Source organism: Mesorhizobium sp. C089B (assembly GCF_030323125.1).
In the GTDB taxonomy this organism is placed as follows: domain Bacteria; phylum Pseudomonadota; class Alphaproteobacteria; order Rhizobiales; family Rhizobiaceae; genus Mesorhizobium.
This window is the reverse complement of the sequence record NZ_CP100469.1, coordinates 803,899-819,833: the sequence shown is the minus strand read 5'-3', so window position 1 is coordinate 819,833 and position 15,935 is coordinate 803,899. Positions and strand designations below refer to the sequence as shown.

Below are 15,935 nucleotides of genomic sequence, written 5' to 3'. Positions count from 1 at the left end.
AAGATGAGCCACGACTCATCCGAGATAGAAGGCCAATTGATCGATGGTCAGGATGTACTGCAATGCTCTCGCGAGGGTATACGCCTCTGCTTTTGCATTGCCATGCCCGACTGGGTGTCGGCCAGCGGCCGCACTGGCGCCGGTTTTCGGGTCAAATGGGGCATAAATATATTCCCCGAGATATTGGCCGAACTGATTGGGGAACATTAGCGTATCGTCGCCTTCCGCCTTCGTCACGCCCGCGACTTTGGCGAATTCGCTCAGACTATCGATTTTCGCACCCTTGCCGTGGATCGTGATATGCGCCTCCTGCAAGATCCCCTCGATTTCAGAAGAAAGGGTTTTGATAGCGGCGACGGCATCGCCTCGCAGAAAACTGTCGAGACCCGACTTGAGGATTGCCATTTTGTCTTTTAGTACGGGTACAGCTCTCCAGCGCTCTTCCAGAAATTCTAATCGCTCCCTGTCGAACGCCTTTATGGTTTTTCCTTCAATCTCGGCCATATCAAAACCAGCGGTCAAGTGGTTCATTATTTCTCGAAATTCCGCAGTGATTATCTCAGCGAACGGAAACCAGCCGGCCTTAAATAGATTTGCCACAAACGCTTCGTTGCCAAGCGCATCGTACAGATAATCATATCGCAGAGCCCTAAAAAGCGCTCCGAGCGTGCGCCCCATCTCCTTCTCGTCAAAAGCGCCATTGTCTCTCGACAAATCAAAATAGAGCGCAAACTTCCAACCTTCGCGGAAGCAGACAAGCACACCATCGTCCGGCTTAAATTCAACACCGATGAATCCCATGGCACGAACGTCGGTGATATCCCTTTCAAATACCGGACTACCGGCTTGCACCGAGCGCTTCACCCTCATCTCTACACGGATGCCTGTGGTGTCCACGTAAAGGTCGGCTGATTGATCGGCATGGCACACGAGCAATACCGTATTTGCTCGCGCTAGATTAACGGCTGCGCCAATCTGAGCGGCTTCATGGGTTAGGCCACCATTCAGTCCAGCTACCAGCGTATGGAATAGAGGGGCGTCGGAGGTTGTTGCCAATTTTACGAAAATCGGGATCGTATCACCTTCGCGCCCTGCCCCCGCTGAGAATCCAGCGAACCTATACACCGGCAACTTGATTGACTTGGCAGGCGCTGACTTGACCAGACCCTGACTATCGATAGTGGTGGCGGAGCTTCTTCCGGTTTGGCTTCGTCAACACTCATCTCAACATCCCCTATTGCCTTCGCCTGACTTAGCACGTGTTGGTGGGCTGTGTCGGCGTGGTGAGGATACCAGGCGAAGAAGGTCGCCGGGAGTGACTTCCCTCCCGACGATTACTTTTCAGAGCGGTAGTTCGAGTTGTGCCGGCGGCACGCTGCCGAACCGTTCGCCGGTGTTTATCTCGCTCACGCGGCCCTGATTGACGCCGAGCATCGTGGCGATGTCTTGCTGGCTATATCCAAGACCCAGGAGAGCTTTGGCCTTGGCTGCCATCTCGTCCGACATCCGCGGCGACGAGCGCCTGGGAGCGAGTGGTATCGGTGGAAAGGGTTTCATGTATGTTCTCCAAAGGTGCGGAGATCGCACTTGCTCCAGAGAAGGCTTATCGGTTATATCCGACACGTCAGGGACGGATATTTCCGCTTCCTTTCTCCAGTGACCTGCGTGCGACTCCAATCAAATTGCAGGTCATTCGATTCTGAGGCTGGCTGGGTGTGCTAGACCCATTGCTGGCCTCAGGACGCTGCGAATCAGCGCACCCCTCAAAATATTGGAATTGGCAAGGCACGACGACCCCTATCTGCGTTCGTACCCGGTTTCCACAGGTTATTCACAGACATAGAAAAAGGGCGGCAGAGACATGCTCTACCGCCCAACTGGAATTTGGGGTGCTACGCAAGTGCAACGCTACTCCTGGAACACAGTACGCCTATTGGCGCCTTCTCGTGCCCTTACGTTGCACCCAGCAAGCTTTCACACCCTAATAAAATCAATCACATACGATATGCAATCGTGTCGTTCCAGAAGCGGTCGAGGCGCTGCAGCGCGCGGTTCATCTGCTTGAACTCTTCGCTGTTGATGCCGCCGACCTGTTCGATCGAGCCGACATGGCGCTCATAGAGACCGGCGACGACTTCCGCCACTTCATTGCCCTTCGGCGTCAGCGAAACGCGGACCGAACGGCGGTCGATGCGCGAGCGCTGGTGGTTGATGAAGCCGAGATCGACCAGCTTCTTCAGATTGTAGGAGACGTTCGAGCCGAGATAGTAGCCACGCGAGCGCAGTTCGCCGGCGGTCAATTCGGAATTGCCGATATTGAACAGAAGCAGCGCCTGGATGGCATTGATGTCGGAACGGCCGTTGCGGTCGAACTCGTCCTTGATCACGTCAAGCAGACGGCGATGCAAACGCTCCACCAGCTGAAGCGATTCCATGTAAAGCGAACGGATAGCCTCGCGGCGATCGTCGGATACGTTGGCGGTCTTCGCCGCCGGACGCGAATTGATCATTGTCTTTGCCTCTCGTTTGTCGCCCTGGTGATTTTTTGTTTTTCACCTTGATTGCGACACTATCGAATACTCATAAAATTCGACTTAAACGCTAGGGCTAACAAGAGCTTACCGGTAATAGGTTTCGCAAGACGCTTAACGAACGGTCACCCGAGCAAGGATAATTAACCTAAAGATTTAGCCAATGGCTGCGGGGCGGCGTTTCAGGCGCGCGCAGGGCGCTTGCGCATCCAGATGACGACGCGGAAGGCGATGTAGAGCAGCGCGACCGCGGCATGCGAGAAGACGATCAGCGGCCGGTGGCCGTACAGATCGGGGAAGCCGGCATACATGATGGTCTCGGTGACAGCACAGATGAACCAGATCACCGGGCCCCACGACGCCAGCATCCACAGGCCGGCGGCGGCGAAGGGGAAGAACACGGCCAGCATCACCGCCACGACCTGCCAGTGCACCGGCATCAGGTCGAAGCGCCACAGCGGGCCGGGATAAAAGCCGATCAGCCGGATCCAGTACAGGATGCCGAACAGCAGGCAGTAGCCCGCTATGACGCGCTGGAACCAGGCGAAGATGATCTCGACGCCAGAGGGCTGCAGCACGATACGCCGCGACGTGACCTCGCTCACAGTTCGAGCTCCCGTTCGAGCGGCGCGAAATAGGCGTCCACCGAAGCAGCGTCGACCTCGGCCAGGCTTGCCGGCCGCCACTGCGGCGTCGAACCCTTGTCGACGAGGACGGCGCGGATGCCTTCATAGAAGTCGTGGCCGGCCAGCATTCGGTTGAGGATACGGAACTCCATCTTCATGCAGGCTTCCATCGACAGCGTCAGCCCGGCGCTGATCTGGCGCCACGCGACATTGAGGCTGGTCGGCGAGCGGGTGCGGATGGTGGCCAGCGTCTTGGCGGCAAACTCGTCGGCGCCTGCCGCCCGCTCCAGGCTCTCGAGGATTTCGGCGAGCGAGGGTTGGGAAAAATGCCGGGCGATGGCTTCCAGCACCGGCTGGGCGGTTTCGCGCCGGGCCGGCACGAAGAAGCCGCGCAGCACCGATTCCGGATCGCCATTGGCGCAGAGCCGGTCGAGAAAGGCAGCCTGGTCGGCGGCCTTGATGGTGTGGGTGGCCAGGCCCGACCACAGCGCATCGCCATAGCGAATGCGGTTGCCGGTCAGCGCCAGATACATGCCGAAGCTGCCGCCAAGGTCGGGCAGCAGATGGCTGCCGCCCACGTCAGGGAAGAAACCGATGCCGACTTCGGGCATGGCGAACTGGGCGTTCTCGGTCAGCACGCGCTGCGAGCCGTGGAAAGAGATGCCGACGCCCCCGCCCATCACGATCCCGTCGATCAGCGCGACATAGGGCTTTTTGTAACTGTTGATGCGGGCGTTGAGCCGGTATTCGTCGGCGAAGAACTCGACCGGCGGCTTCCCGGCGCGGGCCTCGTAGACGTGCATGATGTCGCCGCCGGCGCAAAACGCTCTGCCCTCGGCCTTGACGACGACGACATCGACGCCGGTATCGCGTTCAAAAGCGTCGAGCGCCTTGTCCAGCGCCTTGATCATGCGATGTGTCAGCGCATTGAGCGCCTGCGGCCGCGTCAGCGTGACGACGCCTGCCTTGCCCAACCGTTCGAAGCGGATCTCGTCGCCGCCGCCAAAGTCCATCGTCAGAGAATCCCTCCCCGCGCCTGCGGGACTGAAGTGCTAAAGGTGGCGCATGGGTGCGTCAACCGGCGGGCGCGGTTTGGATTTTCGCAAGGCAACGCGACCGTGCTTTGCCTCCGACAGAAATGCGCGCAAAATTGCCGGGCAAAACAGCCTTTCTTCTGATGCAGGGACAAACGCATGACGCTTGAAACCGCAGCGCCGAGCCATGGCTGGGAGATGCCGAAAAAGTTCGACCCGGATGATGTTCTCAGCCGCCCGCTGATGGCCAATCTGGCGACCGTGACCGCTGACGGCGCGCCGCGCAACGCGCCGATGTGGTCCATCTGGGAGGACGCTGCGATCTGGCTACTCGGCTCGACCGGCGCAAGTGCTGTCAAACACCTCGAACGTGACCCGCGCTGCGCCGTGGAGATCGTCCATTTCGACAATGAGGCCGGCATCCTGCTGCATCTCGGCCTGCGCGGCGTCGCCACCATAGAAGCGATGGCGCCGAACCGCTTCAAACGGCTGCTGCACCGGCCCGGAGGCGACCTGGAACCGCTGGTTCATCGACAATGTCGCCGACATCGGCCATCCGGACGGGCGCCTGATCCGGCTCGCCCCGGAGAGCACCTTCACCAACAATGTGTCGTTCTTCAAAACCGGCCCAGAACTGGCGTGGCCGCCAAAGCCGTAAGCACCGCGTCATCGGCTGGCACAATCGTGTCGCATTGGTCAGCGGCAAGGCCTCGTGGTAAAAGCCGCCTCGACCCGGAGTTTTTGCGATGAACAAATTCACCCCCGCGACGAGCAACAAATTCGCGCCGGCAAAGCTCGGCGCACGCAGCGTCGACGAGATCACCGGCAGCCGGCGCTTGCGGCGCATGCGCAAGGCCGACTGGTCGCGCCGCCTGGTGCAGGAAAACCGGCTTACGGTGAACGATCTGATCTGGCCGATCTTCGTGATCGACGGCAAGAACACGCGCGAGCCGATCGCCGCCATGCCCGGCGTCTTCCGCCTGTCGCTGGACCTCGCCGTCAAGGAGGCCGAGCGGGCCGCTAAGCTCGGCATTCCGGCGATCGCCACCTTCCCCAATGTTGAACTCAGCCTGCGCGACCAGACGGGATCGCACATCCTCGACCCGGAAAACATCATCAACCGCGCCACCCGCGCCATCAAGGACGCGGTGCCGGAGATCGGCATCATCACCGATGCGGCGCTCGACCCGTTCACCTCGCACGGCCATGACGGCATCTTGCGCGACGGCATCATCGTCAATGACGAGACGGTGGAACAGGTGACCGCCGCGGCCGTCATCCAGGCGGCGGCCGGCGCCGACATCATCGCGCCGTCCGACATGATGGACGGCCGCATCGGCGCCATCCGCGACGCACTCGACGCCAACGGTTTTTCGGATGTGGCGATCATGTCCTATGCGACGAAATTCGCCTCCGCCTTCTACGGCCCCTACCGCGAGGCGGTCGGCACCGCGGGCCTGCTCAAGGGCGACAAGAAGACCTACTATCTCGACCACGCCAATTCCGACGAAGCGGTGCGCGAGGCCGAGCAGGATATCGCCGAGGGCGCCGACATGCTGATGGTCAAGCCCGGCCTGCCCTATCTCGACATCATCCGCCGGCTGAAGGACGAGTTCCAGATGCCGACCTTCGCCTACCAGGTGTCAGGCGAATATTCGATGATCAAGGCGGCGGCCGCCAATGGCTGGATCGACGGCGAAAAGGCAATGCTGGAGAGCCTGCTCGCCTTCAAGCGCGCCGGCTGCGACGGCATTCTGACCTACTTCGCGCCGGAAGTGGCGCAAATGCTGAAGGGATAAATTCACTCCAGCACATAACTCTCTTTGACATTTCTTGTTTCGAAGTCCAGCCGACCACGCCCGCAAACCGACATGTCTTGGAACAAGTCGGGATTCTTGATGCCTGCTTCGACACAGGCTTCTCTCAATTTGGCGGTGCAAATGACGATCCCCATGTTCTTCTGTTTGAAGATATGCGCATCGCCAACAATCTCCTCCTTGAAATAGAAGCACGCGCCTCCGGCGCGGTCGTAGTGGACGCCTCCATTCTCGCCGATCAAAAGCCTAAACTTCGACGATTCGAGATCCACGGCATCAATCTTGCGAACGATGTCGCAAAGGTAGTGCTTTGGTTCGATCGGCTTTCCGCTCAAATAGAATACGTCGCAGTCGTTAAACACGACCCCATCGGGGTCGACTGACTGCAGAACTTCCTTCAGGCGCTCGGATACAAGCCAGTAACAATGAAAATCTTCTAAGTCTTTTGGTGGCCTGCAATAGGCTGTCGCTTCAGGCCGTAGCCTGGGCGTCTCCGGGTACTCAGGAAAGCCGTATCCCCCAAACTCCGTCGGCCCGAGCAGTATGCGGGGTGGCGGCACCAAAGCTTGGGCGTTTTCCAGCTGAAGACAATGGGACCCGCCGCGATATGTCGGTCCGATCTGGAAGAATTTTCCATGTTTCTTGAATTTCGCCTCTTTGCGGAAAACCCGCTCTGGGACTTGAGCTGGCCTATTCTGCGGGCGGTTCCGGTTGGCAAACAGTTTTGCAATGAGTGAAATAATGGTCACGTGCGCGCCTGCTCAGTTTACCGACTTTCGAGTTCAAGACTAAATCGCGTGAGAGTACCCGTCCACCTGCTTCGCGCCCGAAGTGGCGCAAATGCTGAAGGTTAGCCGGAACCCTGATACACCGGGTTCCGGCTTTTCCTCACGCCTTCGGCAAATAAGGGATCGTTCCAACGAGATCGGTATCGTCGATCAGTTGGAAGCGGCTGTCGCTGCCCTTCTGACGCTCCGCCACAAACGGAGCGTATTGCGGATCGTTGGTGAAGGCCTCGGCTGCCTTTGCCGACGGAAACGCCATGATGGCGATCAGGCTGGTGTCGAGCGGCTTGCCCTCCAGCGTCTTCACATTGCCGCTGCGGGCGAGATACTTGCCGCCATGCTTGTGGACGAGGTCATGCACCGAAGCGGCATAGGCCGGCACCCATTTGTCGTCCTTCACCTTGATGTCTGCGATCACGTAAGCGGTCATTGTCCAACTCCTCATGGATCGGCACCGGACTGCCCGGTGACGTGACCGCTGCCTCGCATGGCGGCGCCGGACCGCTCCAGTCACAGAACTGTACCGGGGGTGCCAGTACAGCTTCTGTACTGGCTGAACTCAGGTTTTCTGAATAAGGTCCGGCAACATCTTTTGGAGCTCACCACATGACACAAGCCGGTTACAAGCAATTCTGCCCGCTCTCCATGGCCGCCGAGCTGCTCTGCACACGCTGGACCATGGTGCTGCTGCGCGAACTGGTGGCGGGATCGACCCGCTTCAACGATTTGCGCCGCGGCGTGCCGAAAATGTCGCCAACCCTTCTGTCGCAACGGCTTAGGGATCTCGAAGCGGGAGGCATCGTCGAGCGGACCGAGATTGCGACCGAGAAGGGCGTGTTCGAATACCGGCTGACCGAGGCGGGCCGGGATTTGCGCCCGGTTGTCGAGGCGATGGGGTTTTGGGGCCAGAAATGGGTCGAGGCCAGGCTGTCGCTCAAAAACCTCGATCCGTCGCTGCTGATGTGGGACATGCGGCGCAATCTGAACCCCAGTCCGCTGCCGGACGGGCGCACCGTGATACAATTCCTGTACCATGACCTGCCGGCGTCAAAACGATCGTGGTGGCTGATCGTCGAAAAGCAGGGCGAGGTCGATCTTTGCTGGTACGATCCGGGCTTCGACGTCGATCTCTACGTCTCGACCGATCTGTGCACCATGACCTCGATCTGGATGGGGCTGACGACAGTTCACAAGGAACGCGACAAGATCATCCTGACCGGCGATCTCGACGTCGCCGGCAAGATGCAGATCTGGCTTGGGCTCAGCCCGTTTGCGGTGATGCCGAAGCGCGTGGCGGCTTGAGGTCCCCGCGCATTCCACAGATCGGCTTGCCTCTAAAAATACTAGTTGCAAAATGCAATCAGTTTGAATACTGATTGCAAATCACAACTGGTCACCAAAGGGAGTCTTCCATGTCCAAACTGCGCGTCAATGCCTTCACCTTGTCGCTCGACGGTTTCGGCGCCGGTCCTGACCAGGACCTGCAAAATCCGCTCGGCGTTGGTGGCGAAGATCTGCACAAATGGATGACCGGCACCCGCACCTTCCATGAGATGGTCGGCAAGGATGGCGGCAGCACCGATGTGGACGACCGGTTCACCGTCCGCAGCTTCGACAATGTCGGGGCCTGGATCCTCGGCCGCAACATGTTCGGCCCAATCCGCGGCGAATGGCCAGACGAGAGCTGGAAAGGCTGGTGGGGCGACAACCCGCCCTATCACGTGCCGACCTTCGTGCTGACCCACTACAAGCGCGACCCCATTGTGATGGAAGGCGGCACCGTTTTCCACTTCGTTGCCGGCGGCATCCACGCCGCGCTCGAACAAGCAAAGGCCGCGGCCGGCGGCAAGGATGTCCGCGTCGGCGGCGGCGTTTCCACCATCCGGCAATATCTGCAAGAGAAGCTCATCGACGAGTTGCATCTGGCGGTGTCGCCGGTGTTGCTCGGGAGGGGCGAGAGCCTGTTTGCCGGGCTGGATATGCTGAAGCTGGGTTACCAGTGCACCGAGCAGGTGGCGACAGCGCTCGCCACGCATGTGACGATCAAGCGGGTGTAAGCCTCATTTGGGAAAATTGCGATCCGTCGCGCCCCCTCTGTCCTTCCGGACATCTCCCCCACGCCGGGGGAGATCGGATGTCGCGCCGGCTTTCGCCACTCATCAACGTAGCAAGAAGGGCGCCATCGGCGAAGCTGCCAATCTCCCCCTTGTGGGGGAGATGTCCGGCAGGACAGAGGGGGCGCGAAAGAATGCCGTCCTCTCGTGTCTTCAATTGCGAAGACGCTCAATACTTCTCCGGCACGTAAAGCTCGCGCGGCAGGACCTGGCGCTCGTACTCCGGGTTGAACACCCGCTCGGGCAGCGTGATTTCTTCGTGCGGCACGTCCTCATAGGGCAGCTGTTTGAGGAGATGGTCGATGCAGTTCAGCCGCGCCCGCTTCTTGTCGTTGCCTTCGACGATGTACCACGGTGCCTCGGGGATGTTGGTGCGGGCAAACGTCTCTTCCTTGGCCTTGGTGTACTGCTCCCAGCGCACGCGCGACTGCAGGTCCATCGGCGACAGCTTCCACTGCTTCATCGGGTCGTGGATGCGCATCATGAAGCGCATCTGCTGTTCCTCGTCGGTGATCGAGAACCAGTATTTGACCAGCGTGACGCCGGAGCGGACCAACATGCGCTCGAACTCCGGCACGTCGCGGAAGAACTCTTCGACCTGATCGGGTTCGGCAAAGCCCATCACCCGCTCGACGCCGGAGCGGTTGTACCAGGAGCGGTCGAACAGCACGATCTCGCCGCCGGCCGGCAGATGCGGCACGTAGCGCTGGAAATACCACTGCGATTTTTCGCGCTCGGTCGGCGCCGGCAGCGCCACGACGCGGCAGATGCGCGGGTTGAGGCGCTGGGTGATGCGCTTGATGACGCCGCCCTTGCCGGCGGAATCGCGTCCTTCGAAAACCACCACCAGCTTCTTCTTGTGGTAGGCGACCCAGGACTGCAGCTTGATTAGTTCCGACTGCAAGCCGATCAGGTCGCGGAAATACTGCATGCGGTCGATCGACGGCGGATGCGCGTTCTTGTAGATCTTGGAGATCTCCAGCGACAGCGCCGGCTCCGACATTTCAAGCTCATAGTCCTCGTCGAGCATGTCGGCGAGTTCGGCTTCCAGCCAATCCCTGGCCGGAGAATTCTGCTTCAACTCGGTCATTTCCACTGCTCCGCTTGCCGGCTGACATGAAACCCTGAGCCGACTTGATATAGGCCGGCAATGACGGTTTTATTGCAACCCGCCAGCCAGCCGATCATCGCTGCAAATCGGCGAGGCATGGCTGATCCATCGCCGTGGCATGGCGACAAGCCGCTCAAATTGTCCTACAAATGGCCGACCCGTTCGGGCTGCCCGCCCTTCTCCAGTAAATCCCCACCCACCAAAATTGCGAGGACCGACATGGAATACCGCACGCTTGGCCGTTCCGGCTTGAAAGTTTCGACGCTGACCTTGGGAACCATGACCTTCGGCGGCAGCGGGCCGTTCGCTGCCGTCGGCAATTCCGATCTCGCGGAGGCCTCGCGCATCATCGACACTTGCATCGATGCCGGCATCAATCTCATCGACACCGCCAATGTCTATTCGAACGGATTGTCGGAAGAGATCATCGGCGAGGCGCTCGGCGGCAAGCGCAAGAACGACGTGCTGATCGCCTCCAAGGCGCGCATGCGGATCGGCAAGGGCCCCAATGACGAGGGCCTGTCGCGCCATCATCTGATCCGCGAATGCGAGAAGAGCCTGAAGCGCCTCAGGACAGATGTCATCGACATCTATTTCCTGCACGAATGGGATGGCGCGACGCCGCTCGAGGAAACCATCGCCGCGCTCGACACGCTGGTTGCCCAGGGCAAGATCCGCTATGTCGGCTGCTCCAACTATTCCGGCTGGCAGGTCATGAAGGCGCTCGGCATCAGCGACAGCCAGCACCAGCCGCGCTTCGTCACCCAGCAGATCCACTACACGCTGGAAGCACGCGAGGCCGAGTATGAGCTCTTGCCGATCTCGGTCGACCAGGGCCTTGGCGTGCTGGTGTGGAGCCCGCTCGCCGGCGGCCTGATGTCGGGAAAATACCGCCGCGACAGTCCGACGGCGCGCCAGATCGGCGGCTGGTCGGAACCACCGATCCGCGACGAGGACCGGCTGTGGCGGATCGTCGACGTGCTGGTCGACATCGGCGCCACTCGCGGCGTCTCGGCGGCCCAGGTGGCGCTGGCCTGGCTGCTTGGCCGGCCGGCCGTCAGTTCGCTGGTGATCGGGGCGCGCAACGAGGCCCAGTTGAAAGACAATCTCGCCGCGGCAAGCCTGACGCTGTCCTTTGATGAACGCCAGCGCCTCGATGCCGTCAGCCGGCCGCCGGTGCTCTATCCCTACTGGCACCAGCAGTTTACGGCGAAGGACCGCTTCGGCCCGGCCGATCTGGTTATGGACCGCAGCGTTATCTGACTTAAGGGCGCCGGAAGCGGCTAGCCCGCGATAAACCGCCAGACCTGCGGATCGGGCTCGATCTGGCCGCTGAGCACGAAATATTTGTAGAGCACGAGCAGGCAGATCGCCTGCTCGGCCCGCTCGTCGGCGAATTTGCGGCAATAGGCGTTGGCCGCCGCAACGATGCGCTGGGCCTCGGCCGGATGCTGCTCGAGATGATGCACCCGCTCGGCCAGATCGCTGAAGTCGGGCGCCAGCGGCACATAATGGACATCGGGCTCGAGTTGCCCCTCGGCGAACCAGGTCTCGTAAGTCGGCGGCGGCATCAGGCAGAGCGAGTTCGAGCTCATGATCCATTTCAGATTGGTCGCGACATCATTGCCTTCGAGCGAGATGATGTAGCGATAGCGGCGCTGCTGATCGATGCTGAGATAGGGCTTGCGGTATTCCGCAAGTGCTGTCGCCCTCGGCGTGCCGACATCGCAGAACGGCAGATTGCGGGCTGCATCCAGCAACAAGGTGCGGATCGGATTGTTGAGTTCGCCGCGCCAAACGACGAGCGGATGCTTGTCGGCGAAGGCGACATCGTCGGCCGGCATGTAGAAATGACGGAACTTGTTCAGCTTGAACAGGACGCCGTTGCCGTTGTCGCCCGCTATCGGCCGGTCCTTGACGATCGACGGCATCTTCGGCACTTCGATGACGTCGCCGAATTCCAGGTCGATGCGCAGATCTGGGTCGAAATAACGGGTGAACTCCTTCAGATCGTAATAGTACATGCTGCGGTCCGACGGCAGCCGGCTGACCGGCACGGCCTCGGGGCTGGGGCTAAAAGGCTCCCGCAGCGTGTTGTAGTAATTGAGCCGCTGGCGGACCGATGCGTCGGAAAGCCTGGCCTGATCGAGCAGCCGGCCGAGCCGGCGCCGGAAAAGAACCGGCGGCGCGATGTCGCGCATGGCGTTGCGCGCATAGTAGATCAGCTTCTGTGCGTTTCTTTGAAGCGTGGCCATCGGTCGTTTTGATTCGAAATCGGTCGGCGGCGGCTCCAGCAACTGTCCCGCAGCCTTTTCTAAACCATTGTGTTCGCCATCACGCAAGTCCAGAACCGCTGGCATCTGCCCTCGCGGCGCTGTTGTGTTTGCCGGCCAATGCTTCTAGGCAGGATCAGGCACAGCGAAAGGAAACGATATGGCTCGACCACCGAATTACGGTCAGGAACGCAAAGAGCGCGACCGGCAGAAGGCCGCCAAGAAGGCGGAGAAGCTCGCCGCCAAGGTCGCGGCCAAGGAGCGCGCCGAGCCTGAGAACGAGGCAAGTTCCAAAACCGACACCGAGACAGAAAAATAGGCAAGACAGGATCACCGGCCCGCGAAACGGGCCGGATCCTGGCAAAATGCCGGTGTGATCAGGCCGATGTGATCAGGCCGGGGCCTTGTCGCTGACGAAGACGTTGACCTCGCGCGCGGCGGCGATGAAGGCGCGTCTTGCAATCATCGCCGGCTTGTCGCCGGCCAGCGCGTCATGGCAGGCCTGCAGCGCTTCGCGGTGCTTGGGGCTGCGCTTGCCGGGCCAGCTGTTGAGCAGGTAATCGGAAGCCTCGCGCACCGTACGCAAGAGCTGAGTGCTTCCCTCCGTGCCCGACTTAACGGTCACGGGTGTTTCAAATCGGTTGTTTTCCATGGCCGCCTCTTACGCCATCGGCGTCCGCGAAGCGAGGCCGAAAGCGGATGGCGTCGGCGTTCTTTCGTTTTCGTGACCGGTATCAAGCGGCGACGACGGCAAAACCCCTGGCGCGCAGGCCGCGCCGGTCATTGTGCAACGACGTCACCAGGCGGGCGCGGCTGCCGGCGATATGGGCGGAAAGTCGCGCCGCCGCCGCATCGGCATCGCCGGCCCGCACCGCTGCCAGAATGGCGTGATGCTCGCTCCAGGCGCGGCCAAGCGCCGCCTCGTCGCGCACCTCCAGCCAGCGCGCCCGCGACAGGCGCGTCATGGCATCGCGCACGGCCCGAAACAGGAACTCGTTGCCGGAGAGCCGCGCCAGTTCGATATGGAAATCCATGCCGACGCGGTGCCATTCCTCGCGCGGCGTGGCAGTGTCGCAGGAGTCCAGCATCGCCTCGATGACATCGGCTGCGCTCCTGTCGACCAGCGCCGAAGTCAGCCTGACCGCCGCGACCTCGACCGCTTCGCGGTACACAGCGATCTGTTCCAATTCGGCAAGGTTGATCGGCGACACGGTCCAACCGCGCCCGTCGCGGCAGATCAGCCCTTCCGTCTCCAGCCGCAGCAGGGCTGCCCTGACCGGCGTGCGCGAGGCGCCGAAGCGGCTCTCGATCCAGCGCTCCGTCAGCCGCTCGCCAGGACCGATCTCGAGGCCAAGGATCATCTCGCGAAGCGCTTTTTCGACGATCTGCATCTGCGACATAGTTGCTTCCATTGCTGGCGATCGGCCGTTGGTCTTGCCGATCACTTTGAGAGCGCCTGATTGACAGCAGCCGGGCTTTGCGTCCATGAGGTACCAAGTTGGTATCCCAAAATGGTATCCGCAGCAAGCGGACAGGACAGGACATGCCGCAGGACAGTGCAGCGCAGGCCGCCGAAGCGCCTTCCACCTACAACATTCATTGGCGGCGCAACCTGTTCGTGTGCTTTGCCGGATCATTCAGCACGCTTGTGGCGATGACGTTGCTGCTGCCGTTCCTGCCGCTCTATGTCGAACAGCTGGGCGCCGTCGGCCACGCGGCGATCGTGCAATGGTCCGGCATCGCTTTCGGCGCCACCTTCCTTGCCGCCGCCCTTGTCGCGCCACTGTGGGGACGGCTGGGTGACCGTTATGGCCGCAAGGTGATGCTGGTGCGCGCCAGTTTCGGCATGGCGATCTGCATGTCGCTGACCGGCATGGTGCAGACCGTCTGGCAATTGGTGCTTTTGCGCCTGTTGATCGGCTTTGCCGGCGGTTATTCCTCAGGCTCGACGATCCTTGTCGCCATGCAGACGCCGAAGGAGCGCTCCGGCTGGGCGCTTGGCGTGCTGTCGGCCGGCATCACCGCAGGCTCCCTGGTCGGCCCGTTGCTTGGCGGCGCGCTGCCGCCACTGATCGGTATTCGCGCCACCTTCCTCATCGCGGGCGGCGTCATTTTCCTGGCGGCGCTGGCGACGACGTTCCTGATAAAGGAGATGCCTCGCCCGCCAGTACAGGCAAAACGCGAGGAGAAACCAAAGGGAAGTTGGGCGCAGATCCCCGACAAACGCCCTGTCGTGGCCATGCTGGCGACCGGCATGCTGTTCACCTTCGCCAACATGTCGATCGAGCCGATCATCACCGTCTACGTCCAGCAACTGGTCGCGGACGCAAGCCGGGTGACCCTGGTCTCAGGTGTCGTCATGTCGGCGGCCGCACTCGGCGCCATCCTGTCGGCGTCACGGTTGGGCAAACTCGCCGACCGCATCGGCCACTGGAACGTCATCGTCGCATCGCTGGCCGTCTCGGCGCTGCTGTTGATACCGCAGGCCTTCGTCACCGAGAGCTGGCAGTTGGTCGGGCTGCGGTTCCTTATGGGTCTGGTGCTGGGCGGGCTGTTGCCCTGCATCACCAGCGTCATCCGCCACAATGTTCCCGATGGGGTCGGCGGCAATGTGCTGGGCCTGGCAATCTCGGCGCAATATGTCGGCCAGGTTGCGGGGCCGCTGCTGGGCGGCTTCGTCGGCGGCCATTTCGGCATGCGCGCGGTGTTTCTCGGCACGTCGTTGCTGATGGCGGGCGGTGCCGCGTATAATTGGCTGGCCCAGGCGCGCCGCACGCGCGACATGCTGGCGATATCGGAAAAATCCTGACAGACAGGTCGCGCCGCCTATCGTCAATCACGGAGCCCGAGACATGAGCATCGCCGAGTCAGCACCAGCAAACAGCGCGCGCATCCTCGTTTTCGCCGGCGGCATTGCCGGCGCGGCGGGCGTGGCGCTGTCGGCGGCTTCAGCGCATCTCGGCGGCGCGTTCGTCGGCACGGCCGCATCCTTCCTGCTCATGCATGCGCCGGTGTTTTTGGCCGTCGGCCTCGCCGGCGCAAACCGGATCTTGCGGATCGGCAGCCTGGTGCTGCTCGTCGGGCTTGTTCTGTTCTGCGGCGATCTGCTGGCACGGGATTTCGTGGGATCGCGGCTGTTCCCGATGTCGGCGCCGATCGGCGGCACCTTGCTCATCGCGGGCTGGCTGGTGATCGCGGCCTCGGCGCTCGTGCGGCAACGGTCCTGACGAGGCAAGAACCCTGCCCCATCAGATATCACACGAGGCTTAATCCTGCCGGTTTTCCGGCAGCAGGTCGCGGTTGCGCTTGGCAGGCTTGGTCGGCCGCCGCCGTTGCGGCTGCTCCGTGGCAGGCGAGATACCCCAGTAATTGCGATAAATGTCTTCGAACAGATGTTTCACGGGATGCATGTTCGTTCTCCTCTTCAAGAACTTGAATCGATCCAATCAGCTGGCACGAAAATGTCTGGCCGATCAGCTGCGCTTGCGTTTCACAAGGTATTGCAGGTCACGCCTCCACGGCAGACCTTGTCGCGGCGCCTGCGGGTGGCGGCGTCGGAGACTATGCCCCAATCATTGCCGTAGATGTCTTCGAACAGATAATTCACGGGATGCATGGCACCCTCCTCTTGAATCGATCCAAGT

Annotated in this window: 21 protein-coding genes; 8 read left to right on the top strand and 13 right to left on the bottom strand. The window is 61.1% G+C overall.

Annotation, left to right across the window (positions count from 1 at the left end; translation table 11 throughout):
* Positions 1–15: 15 nt before the first annotated feature.
* The 5 genes from NLY44_RS04090 to NLY44_RS04070 all read right to left on the bottom strand — a co-directional run bounded on the left by NLY44_RS04090 (position 16) and on the right by NLY44_RS04070 (position 4,170).
* Entirely contained in the window at positions 16–1,056 is a 1,041-nt protein-coding gene (locus NLY44_RS04090; RefSeq protein ID WP_286456710.1) for a hypothetical protein, read from the bottom strand.
* Between the two features lie 285 nt (positions 1,057–1,341).
* A complete protein-coding gene (locus NLY44_RS04085; protein WP_286456709.1) occupies positions 1,342–1,557 on the bottom strand; it encodes a helix-turn-helix domain-containing protein in 216 nt (71 codons plus the stop codon).
* Positions 1,558–1,994: 437 nt separating this feature from the next.
* Positions 1,995–2,510 (bottom strand): transcriptional regulator LdtR, encoded by a 516-nt coding sequence (gene ldtR / locus NLY44_RS04080; RefSeq protein WP_023672997.1) that lies wholly within the window; start codon positions 2,508–2,510, stop codon positions 1,995–1,997.
* Positions 2,511–2,713: 203 nt separating this feature from the next.
* Positions 2,714–3,136 carry a DUF6163 family protein gene (locus NLY44_RS04075; RefSeq protein ID WP_023682398.1) on the bottom strand — a complete coding sequence of 141 codons (423 nt, stop codon included), beginning with the start codon at positions 3,134–3,136 and terminating at the stop codon, positions 2,714–2,716.
* Positions 3,133–4,170: an enoyl-CoA hydratase/isomerase family protein gene (locus tag NLY44_RS04070; protein WP_023689512.1), complete on the bottom strand. Its 1,038-nt coding sequence runs from the start codon at positions 4,168–4,170 to the stop codon at positions 3,133–3,135. Before NLY44_RS04070 ends, NLY44_RS04075 begins: the two co-directional genes overlap by 4 nt.
* A 180-nt stretch (positions 4,171–4,350) precedes the next feature.
* Here NLY44_RS04070 and NLY44_RS04065 point away from each other — a divergent pair, with 180 nt between their 5' ends.
* Both NLY44_RS04065 and hemB read left to right on the top strand, forming a co-directional pair.
* Complete coding sequence (locus NLY44_RS04065; RefSeq protein WP_023805095.1) at positions 4,351–4,941, top strand: pyridoxamine 5'-phosphate oxidase family protein; 591 nt, start codon at positions 4,351–4,353, stop codon at positions 4,939–4,941.
* Complete coding sequence (hemB, locus tag NLY44_RS04060; RefSeq protein WP_023673001.1) at positions 4,938–5,990, top strand: porphobilinogen synthase; 1,053 nt, start codon at positions 4,938–4,940, stop codon at positions 5,988–5,990. The genes NLY44_RS04065 and hemB overlap by 4 nt, the downstream gene beginning before the upstream one ends.
* Before the next feature lie 2 nt (positions 5,991–5,992).
* Here the strand turns inward: hemB and NLY44_RS04055 are convergent, their stop codons facing one another.
* Both NLY44_RS04055 and NLY44_RS04050 read right to left on the bottom strand, forming a co-directional pair.
* A complete protein-coding gene (locus tag NLY44_RS04055; RefSeq protein WP_023715392.1) occupies positions 5,993–6,757 on the bottom strand; it encodes an imm11 family protein in 765 nt (254 codons plus the stop codon).
* A gap of 139 nt (positions 6,758–6,896) precedes the next feature.
* Positions 6,897–7,223: a DUF1330 domain-containing protein gene (locus tag NLY44_RS04050; protein WP_023805094.1), complete on the bottom strand. Its 327-nt coding sequence runs from the start codon at positions 7,221–7,223 to the stop codon at positions 6,897–6,899.
* 176 nt (positions 7,224–7,399) lie between these two features.
* Between NLY44_RS04050 and NLY44_RS04045 the strand changes: the two genes are divergently transcribed.
* Positions 7,400–8,095 (top strand): winged helix-turn-helix transcriptional regulator, encoded by a 696-nt coding sequence (locus NLY44_RS04045; RefSeq protein WP_023805093.1) that lies wholly within the window; start codon positions 7,400–7,402, stop codon positions 8,093–8,095.
* 110 nt (positions 8,096–8,205) lie between these two features.
* A complete protein-coding gene (locus NLY44_RS04040) occupies positions 8,206–8,850 on the top strand; it encodes a dihydrofolate reductase family protein (RefSeq protein ID WP_023805092.1) in 645 nt (214 codons plus the stop codon).
* Between the two features lie 226 nt (positions 8,851–9,076).
* Here the strand turns inward: NLY44_RS04040 and ppk2 are convergent, their stop codons facing one another.
* Entirely contained in the window at positions 9,077–9,997 is a 921-nt protein-coding gene (ppk2, locus tag NLY44_RS04035; RefSeq protein ID WP_023682405.1) for a polyphosphate kinase 2, read from the bottom strand.
* A gap of 240 nt (positions 9,998–10,237) precedes the next feature.
* Here ppk2 and NLY44_RS04030 point away from each other — a divergent pair, with 240 nt between their 5' ends.
* Positions 10,238–11,281, top strand: a complete 1,044-nt coding sequence (locus NLY44_RS04030; protein ID WP_023715391.1) for an aldo/keto reductase — start codon at positions 10,238–10,240, stop codon at positions 11,279–11,281.
* 20 nt (positions 11,282–11,301) lie between these two features.
* Here the strand turns inward: NLY44_RS04030 and NLY44_RS04025 are convergent, their stop codons facing one another.
* Entirely contained in the window at positions 11,302–12,273 is a 972-nt protein-coding gene (locus NLY44_RS04025; RefSeq protein WP_023682407.1) for a glycosyl transferase family 90, read from the bottom strand.
* A gap of 178 nt (positions 12,274–12,451) precedes the next feature.
* Between NLY44_RS04025 and NLY44_RS04020 the strand changes: the two genes are divergently transcribed.
* Positions 12,452–12,610 carry a hypothetical protein gene (locus NLY44_RS04020; RefSeq protein ID WP_023673009.1) on the top strand — a complete coding sequence of 53 codons (159 nt, stop codon included), beginning with the start codon at positions 12,452–12,454 and terminating at the stop codon, positions 12,608–12,610.
* A gap of 72 nt (positions 12,611–12,682) precedes the next feature.
* On the opposite strand, the gene NLY44_RS04015 is transcribed toward NLY44_RS04020, so the two are convergent.
* Both NLY44_RS04015 and NLY44_RS04010 read right to left on the bottom strand, forming a co-directional pair.
* Positions 12,683–12,916 carry a DUF982 domain-containing protein gene (locus NLY44_RS04015; protein WP_245259900.1) on the bottom strand — a complete coding sequence of 78 codons (234 nt, stop codon included), beginning with the start codon at positions 12,914–12,916 and terminating at the stop codon, positions 12,683–12,685.
* A gap of 109 nt (positions 12,917–13,025) precedes the next feature.
* Positions 13,026–13,691, bottom strand: a complete 666-nt coding sequence (locus NLY44_RS04010; protein WP_023805091.1) for a GntR family transcriptional regulator — start codon at positions 13,689–13,691, stop codon at positions 13,026–13,028.
* Positions 13,692–13,834: 143 nt separating this feature from the next.
* On the opposite strand from NLY44_RS04010, the gene NLY44_RS04005 reads away from it, so the two are divergent.
* Together NLY44_RS04005 and NLY44_RS04000 are read left to right on the top strand one after the other, a co-directional pair.
* Entirely contained in the window at positions 13,835–15,100 is a 1,266-nt protein-coding gene (locus NLY44_RS04005) for a multidrug efflux MFS transporter (protein ID WP_023727509.1), read from the top strand.
* Between the two features lie 43 nt (positions 15,101–15,143).
* Positions 15,144–15,518: a DUF423 domain-containing protein gene (locus NLY44_RS04000; RefSeq protein ID WP_023673013.1), complete on the top strand. Its 375-nt coding sequence runs from the start codon at positions 15,144–15,146 to the stop codon at positions 15,516–15,518.
* Positions 15,519–15,557: 39 nt separating this feature from the next.
* Here the strand turns inward: NLY44_RS04000 and NLY44_RS03995 are convergent, their stop codons facing one another.
* Together NLY44_RS03995 and NLY44_RS03990 are read right to left on the bottom strand one after the other, a co-directional pair.
* Positions 15,558–15,701 (bottom strand): hypothetical protein, encoded by a 144-nt coding sequence (locus tag NLY44_RS03995; RefSeq protein ID WP_023689522.1) that lies wholly within the window; start codon positions 15,699–15,701, stop codon positions 15,558–15,560.
* Between the two features lie 80 nt (positions 15,702–15,781).
* Entirely contained in the window at positions 15,782–15,907 is a 126-nt protein-coding gene (locus NLY44_RS03990) for a hypothetical protein (RefSeq protein ID WP_280791013.1), read from the bottom strand.
* Positions 15,908–15,935 lie beyond the last annotated feature (28 nt).